Annotated in this window: 26 protein-coding genes and 1 tRNA gene; 5 read left to right on the top strand and 22 right to left on the bottom strand. The window is 71.1% G+C overall.

The genetic code is table 11. From position 1 onward, the window contains the following. Positions 1 to 2 precede the first annotated feature (2 nt). From AMIS_RS03940 to AMIS_RS40220, 3 genes are all read left to right on the top strand, one after another. Positions 3 to 791, top strand: coding sequence for an SGNH/GDSL hydrolase family protein (locus AMIS_RS03940; RefSeq protein WP_014440893.1), 789 nt, complete (start codon positions 3 to 5; stop codon positions 789 to 791). Positions 792 to 836: 45 nt separating this feature from the next. Next, positions 837 to 2,081 (top strand): acetyl-CoA C-acetyltransferase, encoded by a 1,245-nt coding sequence (locus tag AMIS_RS03935; protein WP_014440892.1) that lies wholly within the window; start codon positions 837 to 839, stop codon positions 2,079 to 2,081. A 103-nt stretch (positions 2,082 to 2,184) separates the two neighbouring features. Continuing rightward, positions 2,185 to 2,694 (top strand): GNAT family N-acetyltransferase, encoded by a 510-nt coding sequence (locus tag AMIS_RS40220; RefSeq protein ID WP_014440891.1) that lies wholly within the window; start codon positions 2,185 to 2,187, stop codon positions 2,692 to 2,694. 436 nt (positions 2,695 to 3,130) lie between these two features. On the opposite strand, the gene AMIS_RS03925 is transcribed toward AMIS_RS40220, so the two are convergent. The 18 genes from AMIS_RS03925 to eno all read right to left on the bottom strand — a co-directional run bounded on the left by AMIS_RS03925 (position 3,131) and on the right by eno (position 17,408). Then, complete coding sequence (locus tag AMIS_RS03925; protein ID WP_014440890.1) at positions 3,131 to 3,442, bottom strand: hypothetical protein; 312 nt, start codon at positions 3,440 to 3,442, stop codon at positions 3,131 to 3,133. An 84-nt stretch (positions 3,443 to 3,526) separates the two neighbouring features. Continuing rightward, positions 3,527 to 4,372: a Bax inhibitor-1/YccA family protein gene (locus AMIS_RS03920; protein WP_014440889.1), complete on the bottom strand. Its 846-nt coding sequence runs from the start codon at positions 4,370 to 4,372 to the stop codon at positions 3,527 to 3,529. 206 nt (positions 4,373 to 4,578) lie between these two features. Then, positions 4,579 to 4,661: transfer RNA gene (locus tag AMIS_RS03915), tRNA-Leu, on the bottom strand. A gap of 48 nt (positions 4,662 to 4,709) precedes the next feature. Beyond that, a complete protein-coding gene (locus AMIS_RS03910; protein WP_014440888.1) occupies positions 4,710 to 6,065 on the bottom strand; it encodes an NAD(P)/FAD-dependent oxidoreductase in 1,356 nt (451 codons plus the stop codon). A gap of 87 nt (positions 6,066 to 6,152) precedes the next feature. Then, the gene (locus AMIS_RS03905; RefSeq protein WP_014440887.1) at positions 6,153 to 6,716 is read right to left on the bottom strand and encodes a hypothetical protein; all 564 of its coding nucleotides are present in this window, start codon (positions 6,714 to 6,716) and stop codon (positions 6,153 to 6,155) included. Position 6,717: 1 nt separating this feature from the next. Continuing rightward, on the bottom strand, positions 6,718 to 8,013 hold the full coding sequence (locus AMIS_RS03900; protein ID WP_014440886.1) for a DUF58 domain-containing protein: 1,296 nt from the start codon (positions 8,011 to 8,013) through the stop codon (positions 6,718 to 6,720). Next, the gene (locus AMIS_RS03895; protein ID WP_041829543.1) at positions 8,006 to 9,028 is read right to left on the bottom strand and encodes an AAA family ATPase; all 1,023 of its coding nucleotides are present in this window, start codon (positions 9,026 to 9,028) and stop codon (positions 8,006 to 8,008) included. Before AMIS_RS03895 ends, AMIS_RS03900 begins: the two co-directional genes overlap by 8 nt. Next, entirely contained in the window at positions 9,009 to 9,587 is a 579-nt protein-coding gene (locus AMIS_RS03890) for a hypothetical protein (RefSeq protein ID WP_014440884.1), read from the bottom strand. The genes AMIS_RS03895 and AMIS_RS03890 overlap by 20 nt, the downstream gene beginning before the upstream one ends. Further along, entirely contained in the window at positions 9,584 to 10,285 is a 702-nt protein-coding gene (locus AMIS_RS03885; RefSeq protein WP_014440883.1) for a DUF4129 domain-containing protein, read from the bottom strand. Before AMIS_RS03885 ends, AMIS_RS03890 begins: the two co-directional genes overlap by 4 nt. A gap of 64 nt (positions 10,286 to 10,349) precedes the next feature. Further along, complete coding sequence (locus AMIS_RS03880; protein ID WP_041829542.1) at positions 10,350 to 11,102, bottom strand: uracil-DNA glycosylase; 753 nt, start codon at positions 11,100 to 11,102, stop codon at positions 10,350 to 10,352. A gap of 115 nt (positions 11,103 to 11,217) precedes the next feature. Then, on the bottom strand, positions 11,218 to 12,012 hold the full coding sequence (locus tag AMIS_RS43595) for an LppU/SCO3897 family protein (RefSeq protein WP_014440881.1): 795 nt from the start codon (positions 12,010 to 12,012) through the stop codon (positions 11,218 to 11,220). A 94-nt stretch (positions 12,013 to 12,106) separates the two neighbouring features. Next, on the bottom strand, positions 12,107 to 13,081 hold the full coding sequence (locus tag AMIS_RS03870; protein WP_014440880.1) for an HAAS signaling domain-containing protein: 975 nt from the start codon (positions 13,079 to 13,081) through the stop codon (positions 12,107 to 12,109). After that, complete coding sequence (locus tag AMIS_RS03865; RefSeq protein WP_014440879.1) at positions 13,078 to 13,410, bottom strand: PadR family transcriptional regulator; 333 nt, start codon at positions 13,408 to 13,410, stop codon at positions 13,078 to 13,080. The genes AMIS_RS03870 and AMIS_RS03865 overlap by 4 nt, the downstream gene beginning before the upstream one ends. 126 nt (positions 13,411 to 13,536) lie before the next feature. Continuing rightward, on the bottom strand, positions 13,537 to 14,448 hold the full coding sequence (locus tag AMIS_RS03860) for a Ppx/GppA phosphatase family protein (protein ID WP_014440878.1): 912 nt from the start codon (positions 14,446 to 14,448) through the stop codon (positions 13,537 to 13,539). Beyond that, positions 14,445 to 14,939: an amino-acid N-acetyltransferase gene (locus AMIS_RS03855; protein WP_014440877.1), complete on the bottom strand. Its 495-nt coding sequence runs from the start codon at positions 14,937 to 14,939 to the stop codon at positions 14,445 to 14,447. The genes AMIS_RS03860 and AMIS_RS03855 overlap by 4 nt, the downstream gene beginning before the upstream one ends. Continuing rightward, a complete protein-coding gene (locus tag AMIS_RS03850; RefSeq protein WP_014440876.1) occupies positions 14,936 to 15,442 on the bottom strand; it encodes a DUF501 domain-containing protein in 507 nt (168 codons plus the stop codon). Before AMIS_RS03850 ends, AMIS_RS03855 begins: the two co-directional genes overlap by 4 nt. Continuing rightward, positions 15,442 to 16,023, bottom strand: coding sequence for an FtsB family cell division protein (locus AMIS_RS03845; RefSeq protein WP_014440875.1), 582 nt, complete (start codon positions 16,021 to 16,023; stop codon positions 15,442 to 15,444). The genes AMIS_RS03850 and AMIS_RS03845 overlap by 1 nt, the downstream gene beginning before the upstream one ends. Before the next feature lie 101 nt (positions 16,024 to 16,124). Continuing rightward, a complete protein-coding gene (gene eno / locus AMIS_RS03840) occupies positions 16,125 to 17,408 on the bottom strand; it encodes a phosphopyruvate hydratase (RefSeq protein WP_014440874.1) in 1,284 nt (427 codons plus the stop codon). Between the two features lie 171 nt (positions 17,409 to 17,579). On the opposite strand from eno, the gene AMIS_RS03835 reads away from it, so the two are divergent. Both AMIS_RS03835 and AMIS_RS40215 read left to right on the top strand, forming a co-directional pair. Beyond that, positions 17,580 to 18,227, top strand: coding sequence for a hypothetical protein (locus tag AMIS_RS03835; RefSeq protein WP_014440873.1), 648 nt, complete (start codon positions 17,580 to 17,582; stop codon positions 18,225 to 18,227). A gap of 125 nt (positions 18,228 to 18,352) precedes the next feature. Beyond that, on the top strand, positions 18,353 to 19,018 hold the full coding sequence (locus AMIS_RS40215) for a hypothetical protein (RefSeq protein ID WP_014440872.1): 666 nt from the start codon (positions 18,353 to 18,355) through the stop codon (positions 19,016 to 19,018). A 7-nt stretch (positions 19,019 to 19,025) separates the two neighbouring features. Here AMIS_RS40215 and AMIS_RS03825 read toward each other — a convergent pair whose 3' ends face one another. Genes AMIS_RS03825 through mfd form a run of 4 tightly spaced genes read right to left on the bottom strand, consistent with a single transcriptional unit; the run spans position 19,026 to position 26,003 of the window. Further along, positions 19,026 to 20,642, bottom strand: coding sequence for a DUF885 domain-containing protein (locus AMIS_RS03825; RefSeq protein ID WP_014440871.1), 1,617 nt, complete (start codon positions 20,640 to 20,642; stop codon positions 19,026 to 19,028). A gap of 10 nt (positions 20,643 to 20,652) precedes the next feature. Continuing rightward, positions 20,653 to 21,612 carry a nucleoside triphosphate pyrophosphohydrolase gene (locus AMIS_RS03820; RefSeq protein ID WP_014440870.1) on the bottom strand — a complete coding sequence of 320 codons (960 nt, stop codon included), beginning with the start codon at positions 21,610 to 21,612 and terminating at the stop codon, positions 20,653 to 20,655. Continuing rightward, positions 21,609 to 22,346: a hypothetical protein gene (locus tag AMIS_RS03815; RefSeq protein ID WP_014440869.1), complete on the bottom strand. Its 738-nt coding sequence runs from the start codon at positions 22,344 to 22,346 to the stop codon at positions 21,609 to 21,611. The genes AMIS_RS03820 and AMIS_RS03815 overlap by 4 nt, the downstream gene beginning before the upstream one ends. Before the next feature lie 39 nt (positions 22,347 to 22,385). Next, on the bottom strand, positions 22,386 to 26,003 hold the full coding sequence (gene mfd / locus AMIS_RS03810; RefSeq protein ID WP_014440868.1) for a transcription-repair coupling factor: 3,618 nt from the start codon (positions 26,001 to 26,003) through the stop codon (positions 22,386 to 22,388). Positions 26,004 to 26,024: the final 21 nt, after the last annotated feature.

Raw genomic sequence — 26,024 nt, 5'->3', positions numbered from 1 at the left:
ACATGGCTGGTCTGCCGAAACAAGTAGGCCGGGCCGCGGCCACCGGACTGCTGGCCGGCGCGGTGGGCGGCGTCGCCCTGATCGCCGGTGAACTGCTCGCCGCGAAAGCCCGGCGCTACGCGAAACCGACGATGGGCCTGGCGCTGCGCACCTCGATGGGCCCGGCGACCGCGACACCCCTGCGGCTGGTGCTCCTCGGTGACTCGGCCGCGGTCGGCGTCGGCGTGGAGTGGCTGTCGGACACGGTCGGCGGCCAGCTCGCCCGTCTGCTGGCCGACGGCACCCCGGAGACGGGACCCCGGCACGTGCTGCTCAGCAGCGTCGGCGTGGCCGGATCGCGGTCCAGCGATCTGGGTACGCAGGTGGCCCGCGCGCTGCTCGGCGACCGACCCGACGTCGCGGTCGTGCTGATCGGGGCGTACGACGCGACGTCCGGCCGCGTCCCCGAGGAGGCGGCGATCCACCTCGGCCAGGCGGTCCGGCGGCTCCGGTCGGCCGGTGTGCAGGTCGTCGTCGGCACCTGCCCCGACCTGGGCGCGACCCGTTCGATCGCCCCACCGCTGCGGCAGATCGCCGGCGTGGTCGGCCGCCGGATGGCGAAAGCGCAGGCCCGGGCGGTCGTCGAGGCCGGTGGCGTGGTCGTCGACCTGGCCGGCGAGACGGGCGCGGTGTTCCGCGCGGACGCCGGGACGCTCTGCTACGACGGCTTCCACCCCTCCGCCGACGGCTACCGGGTGTGGGCGCACGCTTTGTATCCAGCGGTGGCAAAAGCCGCAATGTCAGGGGTGTGAGAAATTCGCGCTTCCGACCATGTTACCGGTGAGTAAACTGGCGGCATGCCGGAAGCTGTCATCGTTGCCACTGCCCGCTCCCCCATCGGACGCGCCCACAAGGGCTCCCTCAAGGACCTGCGGCCCGACGATCTCGCCACGACGATCGTCGACGCCGCTCTCAGCAAGGTGCCGCAGCTGGACCGCACGCTCATCGAGGACCTCTACCTCGGCTGCGGTCTCCCCGGCGGCGAACAGGGCTTCAACCAGGCCCGGGTGATCGCCACCAAGCTCGGCCTGGACGGCCTGCCCGGCGCCACCGTCACGCGGTACTGCTCCTCGTCGCTGCAGACCACCCGGATGGCGTTCCACGCGATCAAGGCGGGCGAGGGTGACGTGTTCATCTCGGCCGGCGTGGAGACGGTCTCCCGGTTCGCCCGCGGCTCCTCCGACGGCCTGCCGTCCGAGGCGCAGAAACTCGTCGGCGGCCCCTGGACCAACCCGTACTTCGACGAGGCCCAGGCCCGCACGAAGCGGTCCGCCGAGGCCGGCACCACCTGGCACGACCCGCGCGAGGACGGCGCGGTGCCGGACATCTATATCGGGATGGGCTACACCGCCGAGAACCTCGCCCAGGTCAAGAACGTGACCCGCGAGGAGATGGACGAGTTCGGCGTCCGCAGCCAGAACCTCGCCGAGAAGGCCATCGCCAACGGCTTCTGGGACCGCGAGATCACCCCGATCACGCTCCCCGACGGCACCGTCGTGTCGCGCGACGACGGCCCCCGCGCCGGCGTCACCATCGACGCGGTCTCCCAGCTCAAGCCGGTCTTCCGCGAGGACGGACGGGTCACCGCCGGCAACTGCTGCCCGCTCAACGACGGCGCCGCCGCGCTGGTCATCATGAGCGACACGAAGGCCCGCGAGCTCGGCATCACCCCGCTCGCCCGGATCGTCTCCACCGGCGTCACCGGCCTCTCCCCCGAGATCATGGGCCTCGGCCCGGTCGAGGCGTCCAAGCAGGCACTCAAGCGTGCCGGCATGAGCATCTCCGACGTCGACCTCTTCGAGATCAACGAGGCGTTCGCGGCCCAGGTCATCCCGTCGTACAAGGACCTCGGCATCCCGCTGGAGAAGCTCAACGTCAACGGCGGCGCGATCGCGGTCGGCCACCCGTTCGGCATGACCGGCGCCCGCATCACCACCACGCTGCTGAACTCCCTCGACTGGCACGACAAGTCGATCGGCCTGGAGACCATGTGCGTCGGCGGCGGCCAGGGCATGGCCCTGATCATCGAGCGCCTCAGCTAGTTCGGACGCTTCTCAGCCGGTTCCCACCGCCGCCTCCACTCGCGCGAGGCGGCGGTGGGACCTTTTTGTGGGTACGGGGGTAGAGCACTTGAAGATCGTCCCAGTGCGACCCGGTTCTGGGTTGTTCGACGGCGCTGTGGCGGTGTTCGACGAGTACCGGGTGCACTACGGGGAGACGCCCGACCGTGAGCGGACGCGCGCCTGGTTGGCGGCTCAGCTGGGCAGCGGCAGGCTGGAGATGTTCGCGGCGGTCACGGGCGGTGTGTCCGCGGCAGGTGCCGGCGGCGCGTCCGCGGCAGGTGTCGGCGGCGCGTCCGCGGCAGGTGTCGGCGGCGTGCTCGTTGGCATGGTTACGAGTGCGATGCAGCCGGCTTCGCTCCGATTGGGCGTGGTGTGGCACGTGCAGGATCTGTTCGTGCGGCCGGAGGCGCGGCGGGCCGGTGTCGCCCGGGCGCTGCTCGATCACGTCGTGGGGCTCGCCGAGGCGGCCGGGGCGGTGCGGGTATCGCTACGGACCGAGGTGGACAACGGGGCGGCGCTGCGGCTCTACCAGGCGGCCGGCTTCCTAGCGGTTAACGGTCTGACGTCTCTCAGTCGGCCGCTCCCCCGCTAGTCCTGTCACGTGGTTCGCGGCCTCGTGGGTGTCTTCCCACCTCCCAGCCGTAGCCGCGGCAGGTTATCCGGCGGCGCTTAACCTGCGCCCGCTACGGCCGGGCCTCACGAACCCGAGCCGTAGTCCAGGCAGGTTATCCGGACGTTTTGGCTGCTTGGGCTACGGCTCGGTGGGGCTCGGGCTCGGGCTCGAGTTCGATCTTGGTCGGCTGGGCGGGAGTGTGCTGCTGCGACGGGAACCTGTGTCGAGACGACAGGACGACGCGGCAGCCGCGCCGAGACGCCGGGGCGGGAGTGGTTTGGGGTGGGACGGCTCTGGGGGCGCTACGGGGCGCCGGGGCCGGCGGCGGGATGCGCCGGGCCGGCGGGCGTCAGGGGTGACGGGGGTGGGACCGGTCGGGTGCGGTTGAGGGCTGGGGTAATGCGTACCGGGAAGGTCAGAGGGTTTTGTGGGCCTCGGTCACCGCGGTGGTGGCTCGGGTCAGCAGCTCGGGTGGGGGGCCGGCGATCAGGATGTCGTCGGCCAGGACTCGGAGCTGGTCGGGGAGGACCATCGGGTGGAGAAGGGGCAGCTCGTGGCGCGGGGATTTCTCGGCCTCGGCGCCCAGGTCGGCCAGCTGCTGGGCGAGGCCGTGGATGAGCTGTGCGCGTGTCTGGCCGGTGGTGGTGGCCGGCTGGGACCAGCGGCGTTCCTCCCAGTGGCGGACCTGGTTGAGGAGGCGGTCGATCGCGGCGGCGAAGTCAGACATTCGCCAAAGGGTACCGGGAAACGGGACAACGCCCGGTCTGCGGGGAGGCGGGCCGGGCGTTGCTCATGACGACTGGACGAACCGTCAGTCGTCGCCCTGCAAGAAGCTGAGCAGGCGGAGGATCTCCAGGTAGAGCCAGACGAGGCTGACCAGGATCCCGAACGCGGCGGTCCAGGAGTAGCGCTGCGGAAGACCCATCCGCACGCCCTCCTCGACCTCGTTGAAGCTCAGGATGAAGCTCAGCGACGCGACCACGATGCAGACGAGGCTGAAGATGTAGCCCACCGGGCCGTTGTCCCGCAGGCCGGTGTTGACGTCGAAGAGCGCCAGCACGAAGTTGATCAGCATGACCGCGAACAGGCCGGCCATGATCGAGACCAGGGCGCGGGTGAATTTCGGCGTGGCGCGGATGACCCGGGCGCGGTAGAGCACGGCCATCAGGAAGAAGACGCCGAAGGTGGCGACCACCGCCTGAAGGACGATCCCCTCGTAGCCCATGATGTTCTCGAAGAACTTGCTCACCATGCCGACGAACACGCCCTCGACCACCGCGTAGGTGACGACGAGAGCCGGGTTCGCAACCCGCATGAACGAGATGACCAGGCCGAGCACGAGGCCGACCAGGGCGGCGCCGATCCATGCTGCGCCGGTCGCCGAGGCGGGAATCAGGTTCCACGCGGCGACGGCGGAGATGCCGGTGATCCCGAGCAGTGTGACGGTCTTGACCACGACGTCGTCGACGGTCATCGGCCGGACGGCCGGCGGAGAGGCGGGGTAGCCCGTAGCCGTGGGGTAGGGCTCGCCGTAAGCCGGCTGACCGTAACCCGGCTGGCCGTATCCCGGCTGGCCAGGGGCCTGCCCGTACCCCGCCGCGCGCTCCCGCTCAGCCGCCTGGCCGAGGCGCGAAAGCACCGGGTTCGATGTCTTCACTGTTTCCAGCCTCCCTTTGAGGTTGAGGCATCATGCCTGTCGTTCCAGAGTACGGGGTGAACGCCCCCCACGGCGCCCGCAGACGCTGTGAGCAGTCTGAGAACCCGTGGTCAGGCACGTGATCCCAGCGGAAATCGACGATACGACCTTCATCAAAACGACGGAAGGGATGCTCCGACTGGAGCATCCCTTCCGAAGGAGATCAGTGCCCGGGGCGGGTCTCGAACCCGCACGCCTTGTCAGGCAGCCGCTTTTAAGGCGGCCGTGTCTGCCATTCCACCACCCGGGCGGACCTGCGAACACCGTATCTGGTGCCGCCCGGATGGTGGCAACGGCCTCAGCGAGTGCCGGCGGAAACCTTGTCGGCGGCCGGGGCGACCGGCGGGGTCACCTCGACGAACTCCTCACGCGGGTGGTGCAGCTGGCCGAGGGCCACCGTCTCGCGCTTGAGGATGAAGGCCAGCACCCAGTCGGCGAGCACCCGCACCTTGCGGTTGAACGACGGGATCCGGCTGACGTGGTAGAAGCGGTGCATCAGCCACGCCGGGTAGCCCTTGACCTTCACGCCGTAGACGTGCGCGACACCCTTGTTGATGCCGAGGCCCGCGACACCGCCGACGTGCTTGTGGCGGTACTCCTTCGGCGAGCCGCCGAGGATGACCTGGCGGATGTTGTCGGCGAGCACGGTGGCCTGCCGGACCGCGTGCTGGGCGCTCGGCGAGCACCAGCCACCCGGGTTCGTCAGGTCGGGGACCTGGGCGGCGTCGCCCGCGGCCCAGGCGCCCTCGAGCACCTCGCCGGTCTCGACGCTGGCGACCTGGAGGGTGGGCAGGCAGTTGATGTGCCCGCGCGGGCCGAGCGGCAGGTCGGTGTGCTGCAGCATCGGCGACGGCTTCACGCCCGCGGTCCAGACCAGCGTCTCGGCGCGGAACGAGTCACCGTCGGAGAGCTCGATCTGGCCGTCGACGCAGGACTTCAGGAAGGTCTCCAGGCGCAGGTCGATGCCGCGCTTGGCGAGCTGGCGGGCGGTGTAGGCGCCCATCTCCGGCCCGACCTCGGGGAGGATCCGGTTGGAGGCCTCCACCAGGATGAAGTGGACCTCCTTCGGGTCCAGCTCCGGGTAGTACTTCAGCGCGTCCGCCACGACGTCCTGCATCTCGGCGAGCGCCTCGATGCCGGCGAAACCGCCACCGACGAACACGAAGTTCAGCGACGCCTTGCGCACCTCTTCGTCAGGCGTCACGGCGGCGACGTCCAGGCGGTCGAGGATGTGGTTGCGCAGGTAGATGGCCTCGCCGATGGTCTTGAGGCCGATGCCCATGTCGCTCAGGCCGGGAATCGGCAGCGTGCGCGAGACGGAGCCGGGGGCCACGATGATGTGGTCGTACTCCATCTCGTAGGCCGGGCCGTCGATCGGCTGGATCGTGACGGTCTTGCGTGCGTGCTCGAGCTTCGTGACCTCACCGGAGACGATGCGGCACTTCTTCAGCTCCCGGCGCAGCGGCACCACAGCGTGTCGCGGCGAGATGTTACCGGCCGCTGCCTCAGGCAGGAACGGCTGATAAGTCATGTGCGGAACAGGGTCGATGACGACGATCTCGGCCCGGTTCCGGTTCAGCTTCTTGGACAGGCGGAGGGCGGCGTACAGCCCGACGTGACCTGCTCCAACGACGACTATGCGCGGTGGATTCACGCCCCTATTCTCGCGCGCGAGGGGCCGTTCATGCGTTGTTCTGTGACGATCGCAACGGCCAAAGTCAAGTGTCGTAACTAACAGATTTCACTCGCGACGGGCCATACGTGCTAGGAGAACTGTCACAGCCGTCGCCCCGGCGAGCCCCACCAGGGTCGCCAGCTGGAAAGCGCTTCCACCCAGGTCGGCGGTGAGTCCGAGAGCCAGGACGATCAGCACCGAGGAGATCAGGATGACCACCGCGGCACGGCCCAGCCAGAGGCCCGGGACGTCCAGGTTCACGATCGAGTCGATGGGCAGCACGGCGGCCAGCGCGGTCAGCGTGTGCGCCAGGTAGAGCAGCGCGGCGAGCGCCAGCACCCGCCAGAGCGCGACCTCGGCGTCGAAACCGGCCGTGTCGAGCAGCCAGCCGGCCACCGCGGTGAGCGCCACGGCGGTGCCGCCGCGACCGGCCGGCGCGAGCGCGGGCCAGAGCGCGATCAGGGCGAGCATCCCGGCGTACCGGCTGGCCAGAAGCGGCGCCGGCCAGGCGACGCCGAGAGCCAGGAGGCCGGTCAGCCACACCGAGAAGCGGACGATTATGGGTACGGCGGTGGCCCGGCTCAGCACTTTCCGGAGACGGCCCGCTCGTGCCGTGATCGACGTCAGCATGTCAGCGTCCCCTCGGCGCGGAGGCCATCCGGGCCACGTCCCGCAGCACCAGGTCCAGGCTGCCGGCCCCGGCCCACTGCACCACCGGTACGCCGTGCTCGCGCAACCGGCCGAGCACGTTCTCCCGCTCGATCCGCCAGAGCCGGCTCGCCGCAGGCGTCCACTGGTTGCGCACCGGCGGGGTGGCGTCCTTCGGCAGCGTGTCGACCGCGACGGTGTACCGGCCGGACTGGGTGAGCTGGGCGAGCATGTCGGCGGCCCGCGGGTCGACGAGCGGGGTGAGCACCACCACCAGCGCGGACGACGAGATGTGGTGCGGGAGAAGGAGACTCTCGTCGACCGGGTCGGCGCGGACGTCGAGCAGCCACTCCAGCACCGTGAGGTACTGCCGGCGGCCGGACGCGGCACGCAGCCGCCGCCCGGACGCGCCGTACTCCAGCAGCGAGACCCGGTCGCCCCGGTGCAGGTAGTGCTCGGCGACCGCGGCGGCCGCGCGGACCGTGGTGTCCAGGACCGACGAGCCGCCCCGCACGCCACCGGCGAGACCCACCTCGCCGAGGGCGTCGAGCAGGATCAGCACCTCCGCGTCCCGGTCCGACAGCGTGTACGCCACGTGCAGGTCACGGGTCCGCAGCGAGACCCGCCAGTCGATGCGGCGCAACCGGTCACCGGGCGCGAACTGCCGCACACCGGCCAGCTCGCCGCCCTCCCCCGGCCGCCGGGACCGGTGCGCGCCGACCAGACCGGCCGCGGCCGGCATCGCCTCGGTCGCGTTGAACGGCTCGGTGACCGGGTAGACCCGCACCCCGCGGGCCGGCGTGACGATCGGGCGGCAGGAGAGCAGTCCACCGCAGGCGGCGGCCCGGGCAGCCGCCGGACCCACGTCCTGCCGTCCCCAGCGCAGCGCCTCGCCGGGCAGGTCGATCGCGGCCCAGCCGTCCGACGGAACGGTGATCGCGAACGGCCGGTCGGCGTGCCGCAGCCGCAGCCACGGCGAGGTACGCGTCCGGACCACGACCAGGTCGTAACCGATCACGTCCGGGTTCGCCACGGTGATCCCGGCCTCGACCTCGCCGCCCTCGACGATGTGCTCCTCGTCCGCGGTGATCGTCACCTCGGGTGCGGCTCTGGGCCGGCGGTGCAGGTTGATCGCCGCGCCGATCGCGAACGGCGCCGCGAGCAGCACCAGATCGACGCGGCCGAGGGCGACCCCGAGCAGCAGGAGCAGACCGGTGAGCAGCACCGTCCGCCCGAGCGCCCGGGTCGGCGCCCAGACTCCGGCAGTCGGCTCAGTCATGCCGCGCGTACGTCGGGAGCGCCCCGCTGGCCGGCGCGGGCACCGCGGAGAGCACCTCCTGGACCACGAACGACGGGTTCACCTGGCGCAGCCACATCTCCGGGCGCAGCGTGATCCGGTGCGCGAGCGCCGGCACCGCCACGTCCTTCACGTCCTCCGGCACCACGTAGTCCCGCCCGGCCATCGCGGCCCGGGCCCGGGCCAGCAGCAGCAGCGCGAGCGAGCCGCGCGGCGACGAGCCGACCAGCACCGCGCCGTGCTCGCGGGTCGCCGAGGTGAGCGCGACGATGTAGCGCCCGATCGAATCCTCGACCGCGACCGACTCGCAGGCGGCCTGCATGAGCTGCAGGGTGTGCGCGTCCACCACCGGGGAGAGGGTGGCCTCCTCCTGCCGCCGGGACATCCGGCGACGCAGCACGTCCCACTCCTCCTCGGCGGTCGGGTATCCGAACGACACCCGGAGCAGGAACCGGTCCAGCTGCGCCTCGGGGAGTGGATACGTCCCCTCGTACTCGATCGGGTTGGCGGTGGCGAGCACGTGGAACGGCGGGTCCAGCCGATAGGTCACGCCCTCGACCGAGACCTGCTTCTCCTGCATCGCCTCGAGCAGGGCGGACTGGGTCTTCGGCGGCGTCCGGTTGATCTCGTCGGCGAGCAGCATGTTGGTGAAGACCGGGCCGGCCCGGAACGCGAAGTCGCCCTTGCGCTGGTCGTAGAGGAACGACCCGGTGACGTCGGCCGGCAGCAGGTCGGGAGTGAACTGCAGGCGGCGGAAGTCCAGCCCGAGCGACTGCGCGAAGCACCGCGCGGTCAGTGTCTTGCCGAGGCCCGGCAGGTCCTCCAGCAGCACGTGCCCGCCCGCGAGGATGCCGGCGAGCACAAGCTCGAGCGAATCCCGTTTGCCGACCACCACGGTGCCGACCGAGTCGAGGACCGCTCCGGCCAGCCGCCCGACCTCGTACGGGGGAAGAGCCTGCGTCACCGGCCCACCTTTCTCACAGTCGTTCCAACGCATCTAGCAGAGTTCCGACGTCACGGGACTTGAGCCCGTGCCGCCCAGGGGAGTCCAGCGCCGTCCACAACGGCTCACCGAGCAGCTCCCGGGCGCGGCGCGGATCGCTCGCCCGGGTTATGCCGTGCCGGAGCCGCAGCCGTTCGTCGGTGAGCTCGGCGAGCACCGGCAGAACGTTACGCGCATACAGATCCGGGTCGGAGTGGGCCTGCTCCAGGTTTCGCTCCCAGCGTTTGACAGCGAAAAGCAAGGAGTCGGCGGTGGCCGGAACATTCTTGCCGATCTTGGAGCGGAGCTTCGGCGCGGGTGGTGGCGCGACAACCGACGCGGCGTGCACCACCAGGCGCAGGCCGAGCAGGGCGGCCACGAGCAGCAGCAGCGGGACGCTGACCCCGCCGGCCCGCAGACCAGCCACGATCACCATGGTGGCCAGGACGATGGCCGCCGCCTCGCCGATCAGCCGGGGGATGCGTGAGCGGCGCTTCGCGGGCGCCGGAGCGGCCTCCCCGGCAGGCTCGTCATAGCCACCACCGAAGAGATCATCAAGGCTGCCATCACTCACACCGACACACCCCCGAGATCAGCCCGCAGACGCTCCAGTGCGGACCGTGCCTGTTGGCGCATCTGATCGTCCACGGTGTGCGTGGCATAGCGCGCCTCGCGGTACACCTCCAGCAGCGCCGCCAGCACCTGCGCGTCCACCCGCTGCTCGGCGAGCAGCCGTCCGACCAGGTCGGTGGGGCTGTCGCCGGGATGGCGGGGCGTGCCGGCCGCGGCCGCCGCGTCCTCCAGCCGCACCCAGCAGGCGATCACCGCGCGGCGCGGGTCGCGGTCGGTGTCGGAGAGCTCCTCCAGACCCGCGTCCAGTGCCGCCACCAGATCCTCGGCGGTCCGCGGCTGACGGCGGGGACCGAGCCGCCCGCTGCGCCGGCCACGCCGTTTCAGATAGTCGTGCACCAGCGCCCAGGAGAGCAGCACCACCATGCACACCACCACGAAGCCGAGCACCGCGAGCGCCGCGTCACCGGCCCAGCCGGGCAGGCTGCGGGCCGCCTCCGGGACGGCCTCCGCGGTGGCGCTCGGCTCGGCGGCCGGCTCGGTCCGGGGTGGCAGCAGCGGCGGGGCGGTCGTGGTCGGCGTCGCGTCGGGCGTGACGTGATCCAGCTGAGGCGCGGAACGGGTCGCGGCCAGCGAGATCACGAAAAGCAATGAGACGACGGCGGCCAGCGGCCACCATCGGCGCAGTGCGGCGAGGTCCATGCGGGGGCTCAGATCCGTGGCTCGAGAGGAGTGGGCGGTACGGGCGATTCCGTCAGAGCACGAATCATGCCAGGCCCGCACGAGCCTTCGCACGGGCGAACACCTCGTCCAGCATGGCGGGGGTCAACCGGCCGGTGAACGTGTTCTGCTGGCTGACATGGAAACAGCCGAGCAGATCCGGCGCGCCGGGGAGGATCACCTCGGCGCCGTGCCCGAACTTCGGGCGGGGGACGGGCGGGCGCAGGCCGTACACGTCAATCAGGGCCGGCCACCACGCAGCCCAGGCGAAGGCACCCAGAGCGACCACCACCCGCAGGGTGGGTCTGATCAGTTCCAGCTCGCGACGCAGCCAGGGTGCGCACGTGTCGCGCTCCTGGGGCAGCGGCTTGTTGTCCGGTGGCGCGCAGCGGACCGCCGCGAAGATCCGGGTGTTCCGCAGCTGGAGGCCGTCGTCGATGGAGACGCTCGTCGGCTGGTTCGCCAGGCCCGCGCGATGCAGCGCGGCGAAGAGCACGTCGCCCGACCGGTCACCGGTGAAGATCCGCCCGGTGCGGTTGCCGCCGTGCGCGGCCGGCGCGAGACCCAGGATCGCGATCTCGGCGTCCGCGGCGCCGAAGCCGGGGATCGGCCGGCCCCAATACGTCTGGTCCCGGAAGGCGGCCCGCTTGGTCACCGCGACCTCGGTCCGCCAGCTGACCAGTCTCGGACAGGCGAAGCAGTCCGCGATCTCTGCGTCGAGCACGCTGAGTGACGCGGCCGAGGCCGCTTTCGCTTCAACTGCTTCAGGGGTACGCGGGGAAGCGCCGGACGGAAGCATCCCGTCAGCACAACATCCGGTGCTGATCGTCGTGCAGCCGGGGCGGCACTTCCCCGCGAACTCGCCGTTGGTCAGTCGCCGTCGGTCGGTTCGCCGTCGGTCGGTTCGCCGTCGGTCAGTTCGCCTTGAGGCAGAGCAGGTAGCCGTCGCCCTCGTCGCTGGCGATCACGGCGCCTTCGCCGCCCTCGGCGAGCTTCTCGTTGAAGGTCTTGTCGCACGCCGTGCTGTTCACGTCGGTGACCTTGTCCACCCGGCCGAGCACGGTGAACTTGGCGTCCGACGCGGAGCACTCGACAATCTTGGCCTTCACATCGGTGGCCTGCTCACCGAGGTCGTCGCCGACCGAGATGCAGTCGCCGACCTTGGCCTCGGCGGTCGGGTCCTTCGCCAGCAGCGCGCCGAGGCCACCCTTGATCACCGCGATGATCACGAAGATGGCGATGGCGCCGAGGATGCCGAGGGCCTTCTTGCCCTTTTTCTTCTTCTCGGGCTCGGGCACGGGCGCCGGGGGAAATGCGGGGGCGTCACCCTTGCCGGGCTCGCCGAAGCCGCCCTGCGCGGGGTAACCACCCTGCTGGGGGTAACCACCCTGCTCGGGGTAGCCGCCCTGCTGCGGGAAGCCGGGGGCCGCGGGCTGGCCGTAGGCCGGGGCGGCCTGCTGACCGTAACCGCCCTGCTCGGGGTAGCCACCCTGCTCGGGGTAGCCACCCTGCTGCGGGTAACCGGTCTGGGGCTGACCGCCCTGCTGCGGGTAGCCCTGCTGCTGGGGGTAACCGCCCTGCTGGGGGTAACCGCCCTGCTGCTGGCCGTAACCCGGCTGCTGCTGCGGGTGACCCGCGGGCGGGTAGCCGCCACCGGACGGGGGCGGGTAGGCGCCGCCGGGCGGAGTCGGCACAACCGGGTCTGTCATGGGTCTTCCTCTCGAGGGGCACGACCGGAAAATCGGTCGCCGGCGGCTGAGAATAGCGACCGCCTTTGCCCCAGCGCGACCCCGTTACCAGCTCTTATTCACGGCTGGGTGAGGCGTTGACGACACCCGGTGCGGAGGGTGACGCAGCGGGTTCCGTGGGCGACGGTTGCGTCAGAAAACTCGGTGACGGCGTGGCGCCGCCGTTGCGGAACGGGGCCTGCTCCGGGCAGTAGGGGTAGCCCAGGGAACGGCTCGCGCTCCAGTTGCCGGTCGCCGAGTCGATGCAGCCCGGCTCCCCGAACTGGATCGGGTTACCCCACTGGTCGTAGAGCTGCGCGTTCTGCACCAGCCGGCCCTGACCGTCGTAGACGAAGACGTCCTGGACGCCGTCGTACTGGCTGACGTAATTGACGTCCATGGAACCGGACTGGCGGGAGTAGCCGTCCGCCTCGAAGAAGCCCACCACCGCGTAGATCGCCAGCGCCACGGTCCCGGCCCGGAACAGCAGCCGGGGCATCCGCCCGGCCGGTTCGCCACGACGGCCCAGCCAGATCGAGCCGACCACCGCGGCGCCGAGGAAGAGCAGGGCGACGAGCTCGCTCCCGCTGCCGCCGATCCGGGGCAGCAACCCGAGCGGCGCGCTGTTGTCGTCGAAGACGTAGGCGAACGCCATTGCCGCCAGGTAACCCCGCAGCACCCACCAGCCGGGACGGAGCAGGATCAGGAAGTCGCTGGCTTTGGCGTACCCCAGAAGGGGCCCGACCCGGACGTCGGCCCGCCGCGTCGCCTCGCCGGCGCGGTCACGCAGGTCGCGGAACCGGCCGCCCGGCGAGCTCGGCGAACCCGGGACGCCGGTGGCGATGCCCGCGCTCGCGATCAGCTCGGCGGCGTAGGCGGACGGCGAGCCGAGCCGCTCGACAAGGGTGCCGCCGCCCTCCGCGAGCACCTCGGCGAGATGCTCCGGCAGGTCCTCGAGCAACTCCTCGCGGGTCGCGGCCGGCAGACCCCCGAGCGCCTGCCGGACCTCCTCCACGTAGCCGCCGATCTCGTCCTGCGCCGTCACGTTCACGCCGTCCCCCGTTGCTCGCGAAGAAGATCATCCATGATCGATGCGAAGCCCTGCCAGATCTTGCCGGACCGCTGCAACTCCGCACGGCCGGCCGCGTTGAGGGCGTAGTACTTCCGGTGCGGGCCCTCGTCGCTGGGCACCACGTAGCTGTTCAGCAGGCCGCTGCTGAAGAGGCGGCGCAGCGTGCCGTAGACCGAGGCGTCGCCGACATCCTCGAGGCCGGCGGCACGGAGGCGTCGCAGGATGTCGTAGCCGTAGCCGTCCTCGTCTTTCAGGACAGCCAGGACGGCTAGGTCTAGCACGCCTTTGAGCAGCTGGGTCGGATCCACGCGGAGCACACTACTGCGCAATACGAAGTACCGTCAACAGCGAACTACCGCAGGCGCCGCGGAACGAGGTGTGGTGGAGTGGCGAGGCCTGTCAGAAAACGGGGCCTGTCAGGGGAACGAGGCCTGTCAGGGGTTGGCGAGGCCGAAGGCTATGCCGTCGAGGATGTCGTGCTCTGAGGCGATCACCGACTCGTGCCCCGAGCGCTCCACGATGATCTGCTCGATCAGCGCCCCCGCGCCGATCACATCGGCCCGGCCCGGGTGCATCACCGGCAGGGCGCGCCGCTCCGCGACAGTCATCCTCAGCAGGTCAGCCGTCACCCTCGCCACGTCGGCAGTGTCGATCCGGCTGTGGTGGATGCGCGCGGAGTCGTACCCGGGAAGATCGAGAGCGATGGCCGCGACGGTCGTGACCGTCCCGGCCAGACCGACCAGAGTCCTGGCTTGCGAGGAGCCGACAGCGGCGAGCGCCGTGTCCACCGCCTTCGTGATGTCGTCGGAGGCGGCGGCGATCTCGGCGGGCGTGGGCGGGTCGCTGTGCAGGTGGCGTTCGGTCATCCGGACACAGCCGATGTCCATCGAGATGGCGTGCTCGACGCCGGTCGTGCCGGTCACGAACTCGGTGGAGCCGCCGCCCAGGTCGAAGACGAGGTAGGGGCCGGGCACGTCGAGGCCCTGCACCGCTCCGAGGAAGGAGAGCGTCGCCTCCTCCTCGCCGGTGATCACTTCCGGGTCGATGCCGAGGACGCCGCGGACCATGTCGCGGAAGTCCTGCGCGTTCCCCGCGTCGCGGGTGGCCGAGGTGGCGCACATGCGGACCCGGGTGACGCCCAGTTCGGCGATCTCGGCGGCGTAGCCGAGCAGCGCCGTGCGGGTGCGCTCGATCGCGGCGGGGGCGAGCAGGCCGGTACGGTCGACGCCCTCCCCCAGCCGGACGATCTCCATCCGGCGAGCGACGTCGACCAGCTTGCCGTCGGACACGTCGGCGATGAGCAGGCGAATCGCGTTCGTCCCGCAGTCGATCGCAGCAACTCTCATAGGTGCAACAACATCCTTTTGTTTCCCAACGTGTTGGGCTTGACCCGCTCGAGATCGAGGAACTCCGCGACACCCTCGTCGTAGGAACGCAGCAGCTGCTCGTAGACCGAGTGCGGCACCGGCGCCCCGTCGATCTCGGTGAACCCGAAGGAGCCGAAGAAGCGGGTCTCGAAGGTGAGACAGAAGACGCGGCGGACGCCGAGTTCGCGCGCCTGGTCGAGCAGCGCGGTGACGATCTTGTGGCCGATCTTCTGTCCGCGCCGGGACGGGTCGACCGCGACCGTACGGATCTCGGCGAGGTCCTCCCACATGACGTGCAGGGCGCCGCAGCCGACGATCGTGTCGTCCTCGTCGGCGGCGACCCAGAACTCCTGCACCGACTCGTAGAGCGTGACCGTCGCCTTGCTCAGCAGCCGCCGGTCGCTGGTGTAGGCGTCCACCAGGGCCCGGACGGCCTTGACGTCACCGGTGCGAGCGCGACGGATGATCATGAGCTCGGAGCAGAAGCGACGCAGGAACCGCCGGACCAGTACGGCCCGATCGCGTCCCGCACCTCGTCGCCGAACGGGTTCACACCCGGTCCGGCGGCGAGCGCGTGCCCGAGGTGGACGTGCAGGCACTTCACGCGGTCGGGCATCCCACCGGCGGAGACGTGCGCGATCTCCGGCACGTCCTCGATGGCGGTCCGCCGCTCCAGATAGTCCTCGTGCGCCGCCTGGTACCGCTTCGCCAGCTCCGGGTCGGTGCTGAGCCGTTCCTGCATGTCCCGCATCACGCCGGCCGACTCCAGGCGGCTGCACGCGGCGGTGGCGTGCGGGCAGGTCAGGTAGAAGAGCGTGGGGAACGGCGTGCCGTCGTCGAGGCGGGGTGCGGTCTCCACCACGTCCGGGTTGCCGCACGGGCAGCGGTGCGCGACGGCGCGGGTGCCACGCGGAGGACGGCCCAGCTGGGCCGCGACGATCTCGAGATCAGCGGGGGTTGGTGCTTCAGACATCAGTTCGCGGGCTCCGCATTCGCGGCTTGGACGCTGCTCCACAGCGTGTCGTACCAGCGGTCCGGAGCGGCCGCCGGCGCTTTCTCGTCGGCGTCGCGAGCGGCGCCTTCCGGATCGGGATAGACCAGCAGCGGTGTCTCACCGGGACGGACGTAGAAGTATTTCTCCCGGGCCTGGATCCGCAGGTACTCGTCGTCCTGCCATTTCTCCAGCTCCTTGGCGGTGTCCGCGATCGTCTCCCGCTGCTTGGCCTGGCTCTGCTCCATCTGCGCGATCTGCGTCTCCTGATCGAGGTACGTGCGCAGTGGATAGGTGTAGGCCAGCGCGAGAGCGACGATCACCGCGATCAGGATGGTGGCCCGGCCGGTCAGCGCGCGCGGGCGCGGTGCGTCGGTGCGCTTGGCGGCTTCGCCGCCGTCATTTCCGGGGGTACGCCGTGACGACGGCGCCCGGACCGGTCCGGTGTTGCGCGTCCTGGCCTTCGTTCCTGTGGTGGCCCGGGCGCCGGACGTGGGAGACCGCCGGGCGGCGCTGGGACGGCGGGCCGGGCCCTGCCCGCTCGGCAGGCGACGCTGTGTCATTACTGCCTCCCCCGGCTCGCCCCTTGAGGATTTGTGGCGCCCGTGACGAACCTACGTCGGCCGCGGCGGGCGCCACAACTCCATGATCTGTCGCCGGGTCGTCAGCCGACGCGGTAACGCGGGAACGCGCCCGCACCGGCGTACCGGGCGGCGCCTTCCAGCTGCTCCTCGATGCGCAGCAGCTGGTTGTACTTCGCGACGCGGTCGGAACGGGCCGGGGCGCCGGTCTTGATCTGGCCGCTGCCGACCGCCACCGCCAGGTCGGCGATCGTGGTGTCCTCGGTCTCGCCGGACCGGTGCGACATCATGGTCTTGAAGCCGGCCCGGTGCGCCATGTCGACGGCGTCCAGGGTCTCGGTGAGCGAACCGATCTGGTTCACCTTGACCAGCACCGCGTTGCCGGCGCTCTCGGCGATGCCACGGGCGATGCGCTGCGGGTTGGTGACGAACAGGTCGTCGCCGACGATCTGCAGCTTGGTGCCGAGCTCGGCGGTCATCGCGCTCCAGCCGGCCCAGTCGTCCTCGGACAGCGGGTCCTCGATCGAGACGATCGGGTAGTCGGCGGCGAGCTTCGCGTAGTAGGCGATCATCTCGTCGGTCGACTTCGGGGTGCCCTCGAAGACGTACGACCCGTCCTTGTAGAACTCGGTCGCGGCGACGTCCATGGCCAGGACGATGTCGGTGCCGAGGGTGAAGCCGGCGGCCTGGACGGCCTCGGCGATCAGGTCCAGCGCGGCGGCGTTGGCCGGCAGGTTCGGCGCGAAGCCGCCCTCGTCGCCCAGGCCGGTCGAGAGGCCCTTCTTCTTCAGCACGCTCTTGAGCGCGTGGTAGACCTCGGCGCCGGTCCGCAGCGCCTCGCGGAAGGTCGGCGCGCCGATCGGGGCGATCATGAATTCCTGCACGTCGACGTTCGAGTCGGCGTGGGCGCCACCGTTGACGATGTTCATCATCGGCACCGGCAGGACCGCGGCGTTCGGGCCGCCGACGTAGCGGAACAGCGGCAGCTCGGCGGAGAGCGCGGCGGCCTTCGCCACGGCGAGCGACACGCCGAGGATCGCGTTGGCGCCCAGCTCCGACTTGGTGTCGGTGCCGTCCAGGTCGAGCATCTTCTGGTCGATCAGGCGCTGCTCGCTCGCCTCGTAACCGATCAGCTCGTCCGCGATCTTGTCCTCGATGTTCGCGACGGCCTTCTCGACGCCCTTGCCCAGGTAGCGGCCCTTGTCGCCGTCACGCAGCTCGAGCGCCTCGAACGCGCCGGTGGAGGCGCCGGAGGGCACCGCGGCGCGGCCGACCGTGCCGTCGTCCAGGCCGACCTCGACCTCGACGGTGGGGTTGCCCCGGGAATCGAGGATCTCGCGGGCGACGATCGCTTCAATGGTGGCCATTTGTGGTGTCGCTCCCTAACAGTTGGACGAATACAGTTTCGGTCCGCGACCCTGCGGGCCGTCCACGGCCCTGAGCCTATCGAGTCGGGCGATGCGGCGTTCGCGGGGCCGGTCAACTTCGCACCCTGTTTACCTCAAACCAGCACCCCGGCTGCCGAACCGTTGGGCACTATGACTGGTGACCTCTTCCCCCTTGAGGGCTCGGCCTTCCTCGCTGAGGGCTCACGCCTGGAATTGGACAACGGCGAGGACCGCATCCCCGGCATCCGGGTCGTCCGGGCCGCCGACACGTCCGTGACTCTCTCCCTCGCCCTCGACGACGTGCCTCCCCCAGGCGCCGCCGTGACCCTGCGCGGCGGCGGCACACCCCGCGGCCGGTACGCCATCCGCGGCACCGTGACCAGCACCGATGAGAACCGGGTGGAGATCCGGCTGATCGGCGAGCCGGAGATCGAGCAGCTGCGGCACTACGTGCGCGGCGGGGGCGGCGAGAACGTTCTGCTGGTCCGCCCCGGCGAGGTCGAGGCGATCGGCTGGGTGCACGACATCAGCGAGAACTCGGTGCGCGCCCACTTCAGCGACGTGGACGTCCGTCCCGGCGCGCCGATGGTGCTGCGGGTGCAGCTCGGTGAGGACGTCGTGGAGTTCCCGGCCGTCGCCACGAAGGTCAACGCGATCCGCCAGCGGGTGCCGGCGCGCGGCCCGCTGATGGTGGAGCTGGTCGCCGTCTTCGAGGAGGACGAGCGGCAGGCGAAGATCATCCGCCGGTACGTGCTGCGCCAGCAGATGGCCCGGGCCCGGGCGGCCGCATCGGCGTGAGCCGTTTTCCCCGCACCAATCGAATTGAATAGCGAATTGTCATACCCCGCGAATGGCTGGTTTCCGAGTCGGCAACGAGATAACTCGATTGCGACGCATCGATGAACTGAGCAAGGCTGTCCCCCGTGCCCTCCTCCTTCAGAGCTGCCGTCGCACCGCCGCTCGTCCTCGCCCTCGGATTCCTCGGCGGGTGCGGCGGGCTCGACCAGGCCAGCGCGTCCGGTGTGAGCGACAGCGACGTGGTCAGTGAGGTCGCGTCCCAGCTGGCCGGGTCCGGCAGCCCGGCGTACACCGCCACCTACCGGCTGGCCGGCGGAGCGACCGCGCGGGTGGTCCGGAGCCCGGCGCCGGAGCGGATCGCCTACGAGTTCCCGGGCGGGCGGCTGATCAGCACGCCCGCCGCGGTGACCCACTGCGCGGCGGACACCTGCACGGCCACCGACGCCGCCGGCGCCGACATCGCTCTGCCGGAGGGCACCGGCCTGGTCACCGACACCCAGGTCGTGGCGCTGCTGGAGGCGGCGGCCGTCGACGAGAACCCGGAGGCCACCCAGCGGGACACCACCCTTGCCGGCCGGCACGCGACCTGCCTGGCGCTGACCGGCGTGCAGGCCGCCGAGACGTCGTCCTTCGACGTGTGCGTGACGGTGGAGGGCACGCTCGCCAGTTTCCGGGCGGTGCTCGACGGCGACGAGGTGGACGTGGTGCTCAGCGAGTACACCGGGGAGGCCGAGGAGGGCGCCTTCCAGATCCCGTCCGGTGCCCGCCTGATCGACCGCCGGGGCCGGTGACCGGGGGTCAGACCCCGAGCAGGGTGCGCAGGTGACGCGGGGGCGGCGAGCCGTGCGCCAGCATCGCGTCGTGCCAGGCGCGGGGCGTCGCGCCGAACGGGCGGGCCGCCGCGATCGCCGCCACCTCGGTGTACCCCACGAAGTACGTCGAGAGCTGGGTGGACGTCAGCAGCGCGCGACGCCACTTGCCGGCCGCCTCGCCCTCCTCCTGGAAGCCGCGCCCGGTCATCAGCTCCATCGCGTCGGCCTCGGACAGGTCCTCGCAGTGCACGAGCTGATCGATGATCGCGTTGATGCTGGTCCGCAGCCGCATCTTGAGCCGCTGCATCCGAACCGGGACGCCACCGAAGCCGAGGCCGGCCATCACATCCTCCGCGTAGACCGCCCAACCCTCGATGAACGGGCCGGACAGCCCGAGCGAGCGGACCCGCGTCGCGGCCCGGAACCGCCGGGAGCGCGCGAGCTGCAGGAAGTGCCCCGGCATCGCCTCGTGCACCGTCAGGTTGCGGATCAGGTGGTTGTTGTACTCCCGGTAGAAGCTGCGCACCCGCTCGGCCGGCCAGTCCGACGGGGCCGGGGCGATGCAGTAGAACGTCGGCACGTCGGCCGTCTCGAGCGGGCCGGGTGGATCGCAGTAGGCCACCGCGACGCCCCGGGCGAACTCCGGCATCTCCTCGATCACGCACGGGTCGTCGACGAGCGACACCACGTCGTGCTCCCGGACGAACGCGGTCGCCTCGTCCATCGTCACCTTCGCCAGCCCCACGATGCTGGCGTTGTCGGGGTGATCCGCGGCGAGCGTGTCGAGCGCGCGGCGGACCGTCTCGTCGGTCGCCGGGCCGCCGACCAGCTCGGCGGAGGCCACCCGCAGCTCCTCGCCCACCCGCTCCAGGTCGGCGCGGGCGCGGGAGAGCACCTCGGCCGCGGAGAGCTCGGTGTCCAGGGTGTGCCAGAGACGCGCCTCCCAGAGCCGGCGGCCCAGGCGCGGGTCACGGCCCGGCTCGCCGGTCTCGAGCAGCCTGCGCAGCCAGCCGTCGAACTCGCCGAGCGCGGCCAGCGCGGCGTCGGCAGCGGGCCGCACCACGTCCTCCATCGCCGGCTCCTCGGCGAGCAGGCCGGGCACCTCGTCACGGATCAGCGCGGCGGTGCCGGCGAACTGCCCGGTCGCCGTCTCGGCGTGGATGCGCGGCACGTCACGCAGCACCGCACGGGCCGTGGCGAGCGCGTCGGGAATCGCGGCGAGCCGCCCGGCGAGGCTGGTCAGGCGCTCCTCGGCCGGCGCGAACGGGCGGGACAGCAGCGCGTGCAGCAGCGGGCCGGGATTGTGCTCCAGCGGGTTCCACTCGTGCTCTCGGACGTCGGTCAGCTCGAACGCGCCCCGCTCCACGAGGGAGCTCAGGATCGCGTGGTCGACCTGGTCCTCCGGGCCGAGGCCGTCGGGATCGACGCCGCTGAGCGCGTCACCGGCGTCGCGCAGCATCGCGACTCGACCGGCCACCCCGGACCCGGACAGGTCGGGCAGCCGGTCGTCGAAACGGTGGTCACCCGCATAGGTCGCGGTTGCGGGGTCGCTCTCCAGGAGAGCGTCGACGATACGCTCCGCGAGCGGCACGAACTCAGCCATGCCGAGAAACCTACTCGGCGGGACCGACGTTTTCCGCCGCTCGCACGGCGTCGGCGTAGGCGAGAGCCGCTTTCCGCAGCTCGGCCTCCGGGTCCAGGCCCGCTTCGCGCGCTTCGGCCACCACGTTCAGCAGCGAGGACCCGAGATCAACAGCTTCGGGCAGGGGTACGGTCAGCCCGCTCCGCCGTACCCGATGAAGGATTTTGGCCGTCAACGCGAGCGCCGGCTGACTCAGGGCGATGCCGTCCAGGACGGACTCCCGCTCCTTCTCCGCCTGTTTGATGCGCTCCCAGTTGGCGGTGATCTCCTCGATGTCCTTGACCTGCTCGCCGGCGAAGACGTGCGGATTGCGCCGCACCATCTTCTCGACCAGTCCACCGGCCACGTCGTCGATGTTCCACCCGTGGCCGTCCGGCTGCTCCTCGGCGAGCCGCGCGTGCAGCACCACCTGCAGCAGCACGTCACCGAGCTCCTCACGCAACGCCGCCAGGTCGCCCGAGACGATCGCGTCGTACGCCTCGTAGCTCTCCTCCAGCAGGTAGGGCGCGAGCGTCTGATGCGTCTGCGCCCGCTTCCACGGGTCGCCGCCGGGCGAGACCAGCCGGTCCATCACGGTGACCGCGTCGAGCAGCCGCGCGCCGGGCGGGTCCCAGGAGCCGTACATCAGCTCCAGCTCGGCCAGCTGCGGCTCCCGGGCCAGCCGCAACCCGAGCTGCCGGGCGAACGCCTGGTCACCGCCGGGACCGGCGAGCCAGACGGCGGCCTGCCGATCCCCGATCGCGTCCAGCAGGCCCTGGGCGTCGGTGTCGAGCACGGTCACCGTCACGCCTGTCGTCCGCAGTGCCGCGGCCTGCTCGCTCTCCGCGGCGGCGAAGACCGGGAACGCGCGCACCGCGTCCCACGCCTCGGCGGTGAGCAGCCCGGCCGGCAGCCGCGGCGACGTGACGAGCAGGATGATCCGGCGGCTCAAGCGACGTCCACCACCAGCGGTTCCCCGCCGGGCTCGCCGAACGGCACGCTGACCAGCGCGAACGAGCGGCCGGTGTTCTGATCGGTGTAGTTGGCGAGCGCCACCTCGAGGTTCTCGTACCGCGGGCTGACCTCGACGTCGAGCTTGTCGACCACGCCCTCCATGTCGTCGCGCAGCGCGAAGGTGCTCTGCAGCTCCTGCTTCTGCGCGGGCTCCAGGCCCGCCGCGAACTGGGCGTACGCCGGCAGCGCCACCTCGTTGTCGGTGAACCGCTGGTAGACGTCGCGCAGGTCCGCGTCACTCGGCTGGGCGGCGGTCCCGGACGCGGCGCTCTCCAGCAGGTACTGCCGGGTCAGCGCGTTCTCGGTGTAGAGCCGGGTCAGCTCGGCGCCGGCGGGCAGCCCGATCTGCTGGGCGACCTCGTCGTACGGCATGGCGCCGGGCACCGTCACCCCGCGCTCGCCGGCCACCCGCTCCAGCAGCTCGTGGGTGAGCAGCAGCCCGACGATGTCGGCGCGGACGATCGGCATCCGCACCGGCCGGCCGTTCGACGCCTTCACCAGCACGTCCTCGGTCTCGTCCCAGATCCGCTGGACCTGATGCTCGGTGATGTGGGCACTGTTTCCGATGTAGACGGCGACGGCCGGCTGGGACCGGCAGGCGGAGAGCCCGCCCACGGCCAGGGACGCGACGACAACGGCGGAGGCGAGTCGGCGGGCACGCAGCATGGTCATGACTGTCTCATGCGCAATGTGATCTAGGTCGCCCACCCCTCAGCGTGTCGCCACGGCGGGTGCCGGCACGTCGCCGAGGACGTCCTTGAGCAGCTGTGCGCACCACTCCAGCAGCGCCTGGTCGCGCAGCGGCTCGCCGCCCACCCGGCGGGTGCTCGGCCGGGGCACGCTGACCTGGTCGGCGGCCGGCTTGTAGACCGAGTCGGGGTGGTAGCGCTTGAGCCGCATCTGCTTCGAGTCGGGCAGCGGCAACGGCGAGAAGCGGATGTGCTTGCCCTGCATCGAGACGTCGGTAAGACCGTAGGCCCGGGCCACCAGCCGGAACCGGGCCACCGCGATCAGGTTGGCGACCGCGGCCGGCGGCTCGCCGTAGCGGTCGGTCATCTCGGCGACGACCTCCGTCAGCCGGGTCTCGTCGCGCGCCTCGGCCAGCTTGCGGTACATCTCCAGGCGCAGCCGCTCGACCGCGATGTAGTCGGTGGGCAGGTGCGCGTCGACCGGCAGGTCGATCTTGACCTCGGGCTCCTCCTCGGGGCGCTCGCCCTTGAACGCGCTCACCGCCTCGCCGACCATCCGCACGTACAGGTCGAAGCCGACGCCCTCGATGTGGCCGGACTGCTCACCGCCGAGCAGGTTGCCGGCGCCGCGGATCTCCAGGTCCTTCATCGCCACGTACATGCCGGCGCCGAGCTCGGTGTGCTGGGCGATGGTGGCGAGCCGCTCGTGCGCGTGCTCGGTGAGCGGCTTCTCCCGGGGGTAGAGGAAGTACGCGTACGCCCGCTCGCGTCCCCGGCCGACCCGGCCGCGGATCTGGTGCAGCTGGGCCAGCCCGAGCAGGTCGGCGCGCTCGACGATCAGGGTGTTCGCGTTCGGGATGTCGATGCCGGACTCGACGATCGTGGTGCAGACCAGGACGTCGAACTCCTTCTCCCAGAAGCCGACCATCACCTTCTCGAGCTGCTCCTCGCTCATCTGACCGTGCGCCACCGCGACCCGGGCCTCGGGCACCAGCTCCCGCAGCTTGCGGGCGGCGCGGTCGATCGACTCGACCCGGTTGTGCAGGTAGAAGACCTGCCCGTCGCGGAGCAGCTCGCGGTGGATCGAGGCGGCGACCTGCTTGTCGTCCTGCGCGCCGACGTAGGTCAGCACCGGGTGCCGTTCCTCCGGCGGGGTGGCGATCGTCGACATCTCCCGGATGCCGGTGATCGCCATCTCCAGGGTCCGCGGGATCGGGGTCGCCGACATGGTCAGCACGTCCACCGACGCCCGCAGCGCCTTGAGCTGCTCCTTGTGCTCGACACCGAACCGCTGCTCCTCGTCCACGATGATCAGGCCGAGGTTCTTGAACCGGGTCGACTTGGCGAGCAGCCGGTGCGTGCCGATCACGATGTCGGCGGTGCCGTCGGCGGCCTGCTCCAGCGTGAGTGCCGCCTCCTTCGGCGTCTGGAACCTGGACAGCTGCTTGATCTGCACCGGGAACTGGCTCATCCGCTCGGTGAACGTGTTGAAGTGCTGCTGGGCGAGGAGCGTGGTGGGCACCAGCACCGCGACCTGCTTGCCGTCCTGCACCGCCTTGAACGCGGCCCGCACCGCGATCTCGGTCTTGCCGTAACCGACGTCGCCGCAGATCAGCCGGTCCATCGGGACCTGGAGCTCCATGTCGTGCTTGACCTCGACGATCGCGGCCATCTGATCCGGCGTCTCGGTGTAGGGGAACGCGTCCTCCAGCTCCTGCTGCCACGGGGTGTCCGGGCCGAACGAGTGCCCCTTCGAGGCCTGCCGGGCGGCGTACAGCTGGATCAGCTGGGCGGCGATCTCCTTGACCGCCTTCTTGGCCCGGGCCTTGCTCTTCTGCCAGTCGGCGCCGCCCATCTTGTGCAGGCTGGGCGACTCGCCGCCGACGTAGCGGGAGAGCTGGTCGAGCTGGTCGGTGGGCACATAGAGCCGGTCGCCGGGCTGTCCGCGCTTGGACGCGGCGTACTCGATGACCAGGTACTCCCGGTCGGCGCCGTTGACCGTGCGCTGGACCAGCTCGATGTAGCGGCCGATGCCGTGCTGCTCGTGCACCACGAAGTCGCCGGTCTTGAGCTCCAGCGGGTCGATCGTGTTGCGCCGCCGGGCCGGCATCTTGCGCATGTCCTTCGTGGACGCGCCACGGCCGCCGGAGATGTCGTTTCCGGTGATCACCGCGAGCCGGGACGCCTCGTCGACGAACCCGTGGTTGAGCCCGCCGCAGGTGACCAGCAGCTGGCCGTCCTCGATCGGTTTCGCGATCGCGTCCACCGGGGTGACGCCGAGACCGGCGTCGCGGAGCAGCTCGGTGGCCCGCTGAGCGGTCCCCTTGCCCTCGAAGACCAGCGCGATCGCCCAGCCCGCTTTGGCCCAGCCGTCCAGGTCGCCGGCGAGTTTCGCCGTGTCGCCGTGGTACAGCGGCACCGGCTGCGCGGCGAGCGCGATCGCGTCCCCGGCGTCCGGCGAGACCTCCACCGCCGACGACGGATCCTCCCAGGGCAGCGCCTCCTCGGCGGCCGCGTCGGCCAGGCCGAACGGGGAGATCGTCCACCACGGTTGCCGCAGGGTGGCGGCGTGTGCCCGGACATCGCCGAGACTCCGGAAAGCGACGGCGCCGACATCGATGGGTGCCTGCCCGCCGGAGGCGGCGGCGGCCCACGACGCTTCGAGGAACTCATCGGAGGTACGGGTGAGATCATGCGCCCTGGTGCGGATCCGCTCGGGGTCACAGAGCAGCACGTGGGTCCCGGCCGGCATGCAGTCGATCAGCAGCTCCATGCTGTCGGTGCCCTGAAGCAGGGCCGGCGCCAGCGACTCCATGCCCTCGACCGGGATGCCCTCGGCCAGCTTGTCCAGGATCTCGGCGAGCTCCGGATGCTGCGTCGCGAGCTGCGCGGCCTTCTCCCGCACCGCCGGGGTGAGCAGCAGCTCGCGGCAGGGCGGCGCCCAGAGCCGCGGCACCGCCTCGATGGTGCGCTGGTCGGCGACCGCAAAGGTGCGGATCTCCTCCACGTCGTCGCCCCAGAACTCGACCCGGGACGGGTGCTCGTCGGTGGGCGGGAAGACGTCCAGGATGCCGCCGCGGACCGCGAACTCGCCGCGCTTGGTCACCAGGTCCACCCGCGCGTACGCCATGTCGGACAGTCGCCGGGCCACCTCCTCCAGCTCCGCCCCGCCGCCCGTGACGAGCTCCACCGGCTCCAGATCGCCGAGGCCCTTGAGCTGCGGCTGCAGGAGTGAGCGGACCGGGGCGACGATCACCTGGAGCGGGCTGTCGCCGGGGTGCGCGAGCCGGCGCAGCACGGCGAGCCGCTTGCCGACCGTGTCGGAGCGCGGGGAGAGCCGCTCATGCGGCAGCGTCTCCCAGGACGGGAAGACCGCGACCCGGTCGGCCTCGATCAGGCAACCGAGGGCGTCGGCCAGGTCGTCGGCCTCGCGGGAGGTCGCGGTGACGGCGAGGACCGGGCGCTGGGCGCCGCCGTTCTCGCTGGCGCCGGCCACCGTCGCGACCACGAACGGGCGCAGTGACACGGGCGCGGTGAGGTCCAGCGAGTCCGAGTCGACGTGACCCTTGCGGGCCAGGTCGCGGGCGCGGGCCAGGCCGCGGTCACGCAGGGCGGCAGGAATGAGACCGGCGAGTTGCATGTGCAGAACCCCCTGAGGGCA

The organism is Actinoplanes missouriensis 431, from assembly GCF_000284295.1.
Classification (GTDB): Bacteria; Actinomycetota; Actinomycetes; order Mycobacteriales; family Micromonosporaceae; genus Actinoplanes; species Actinoplanes missouriensis.
This window is presented reverse-complemented; position numbering and strand designations above follow the sequence as displayed.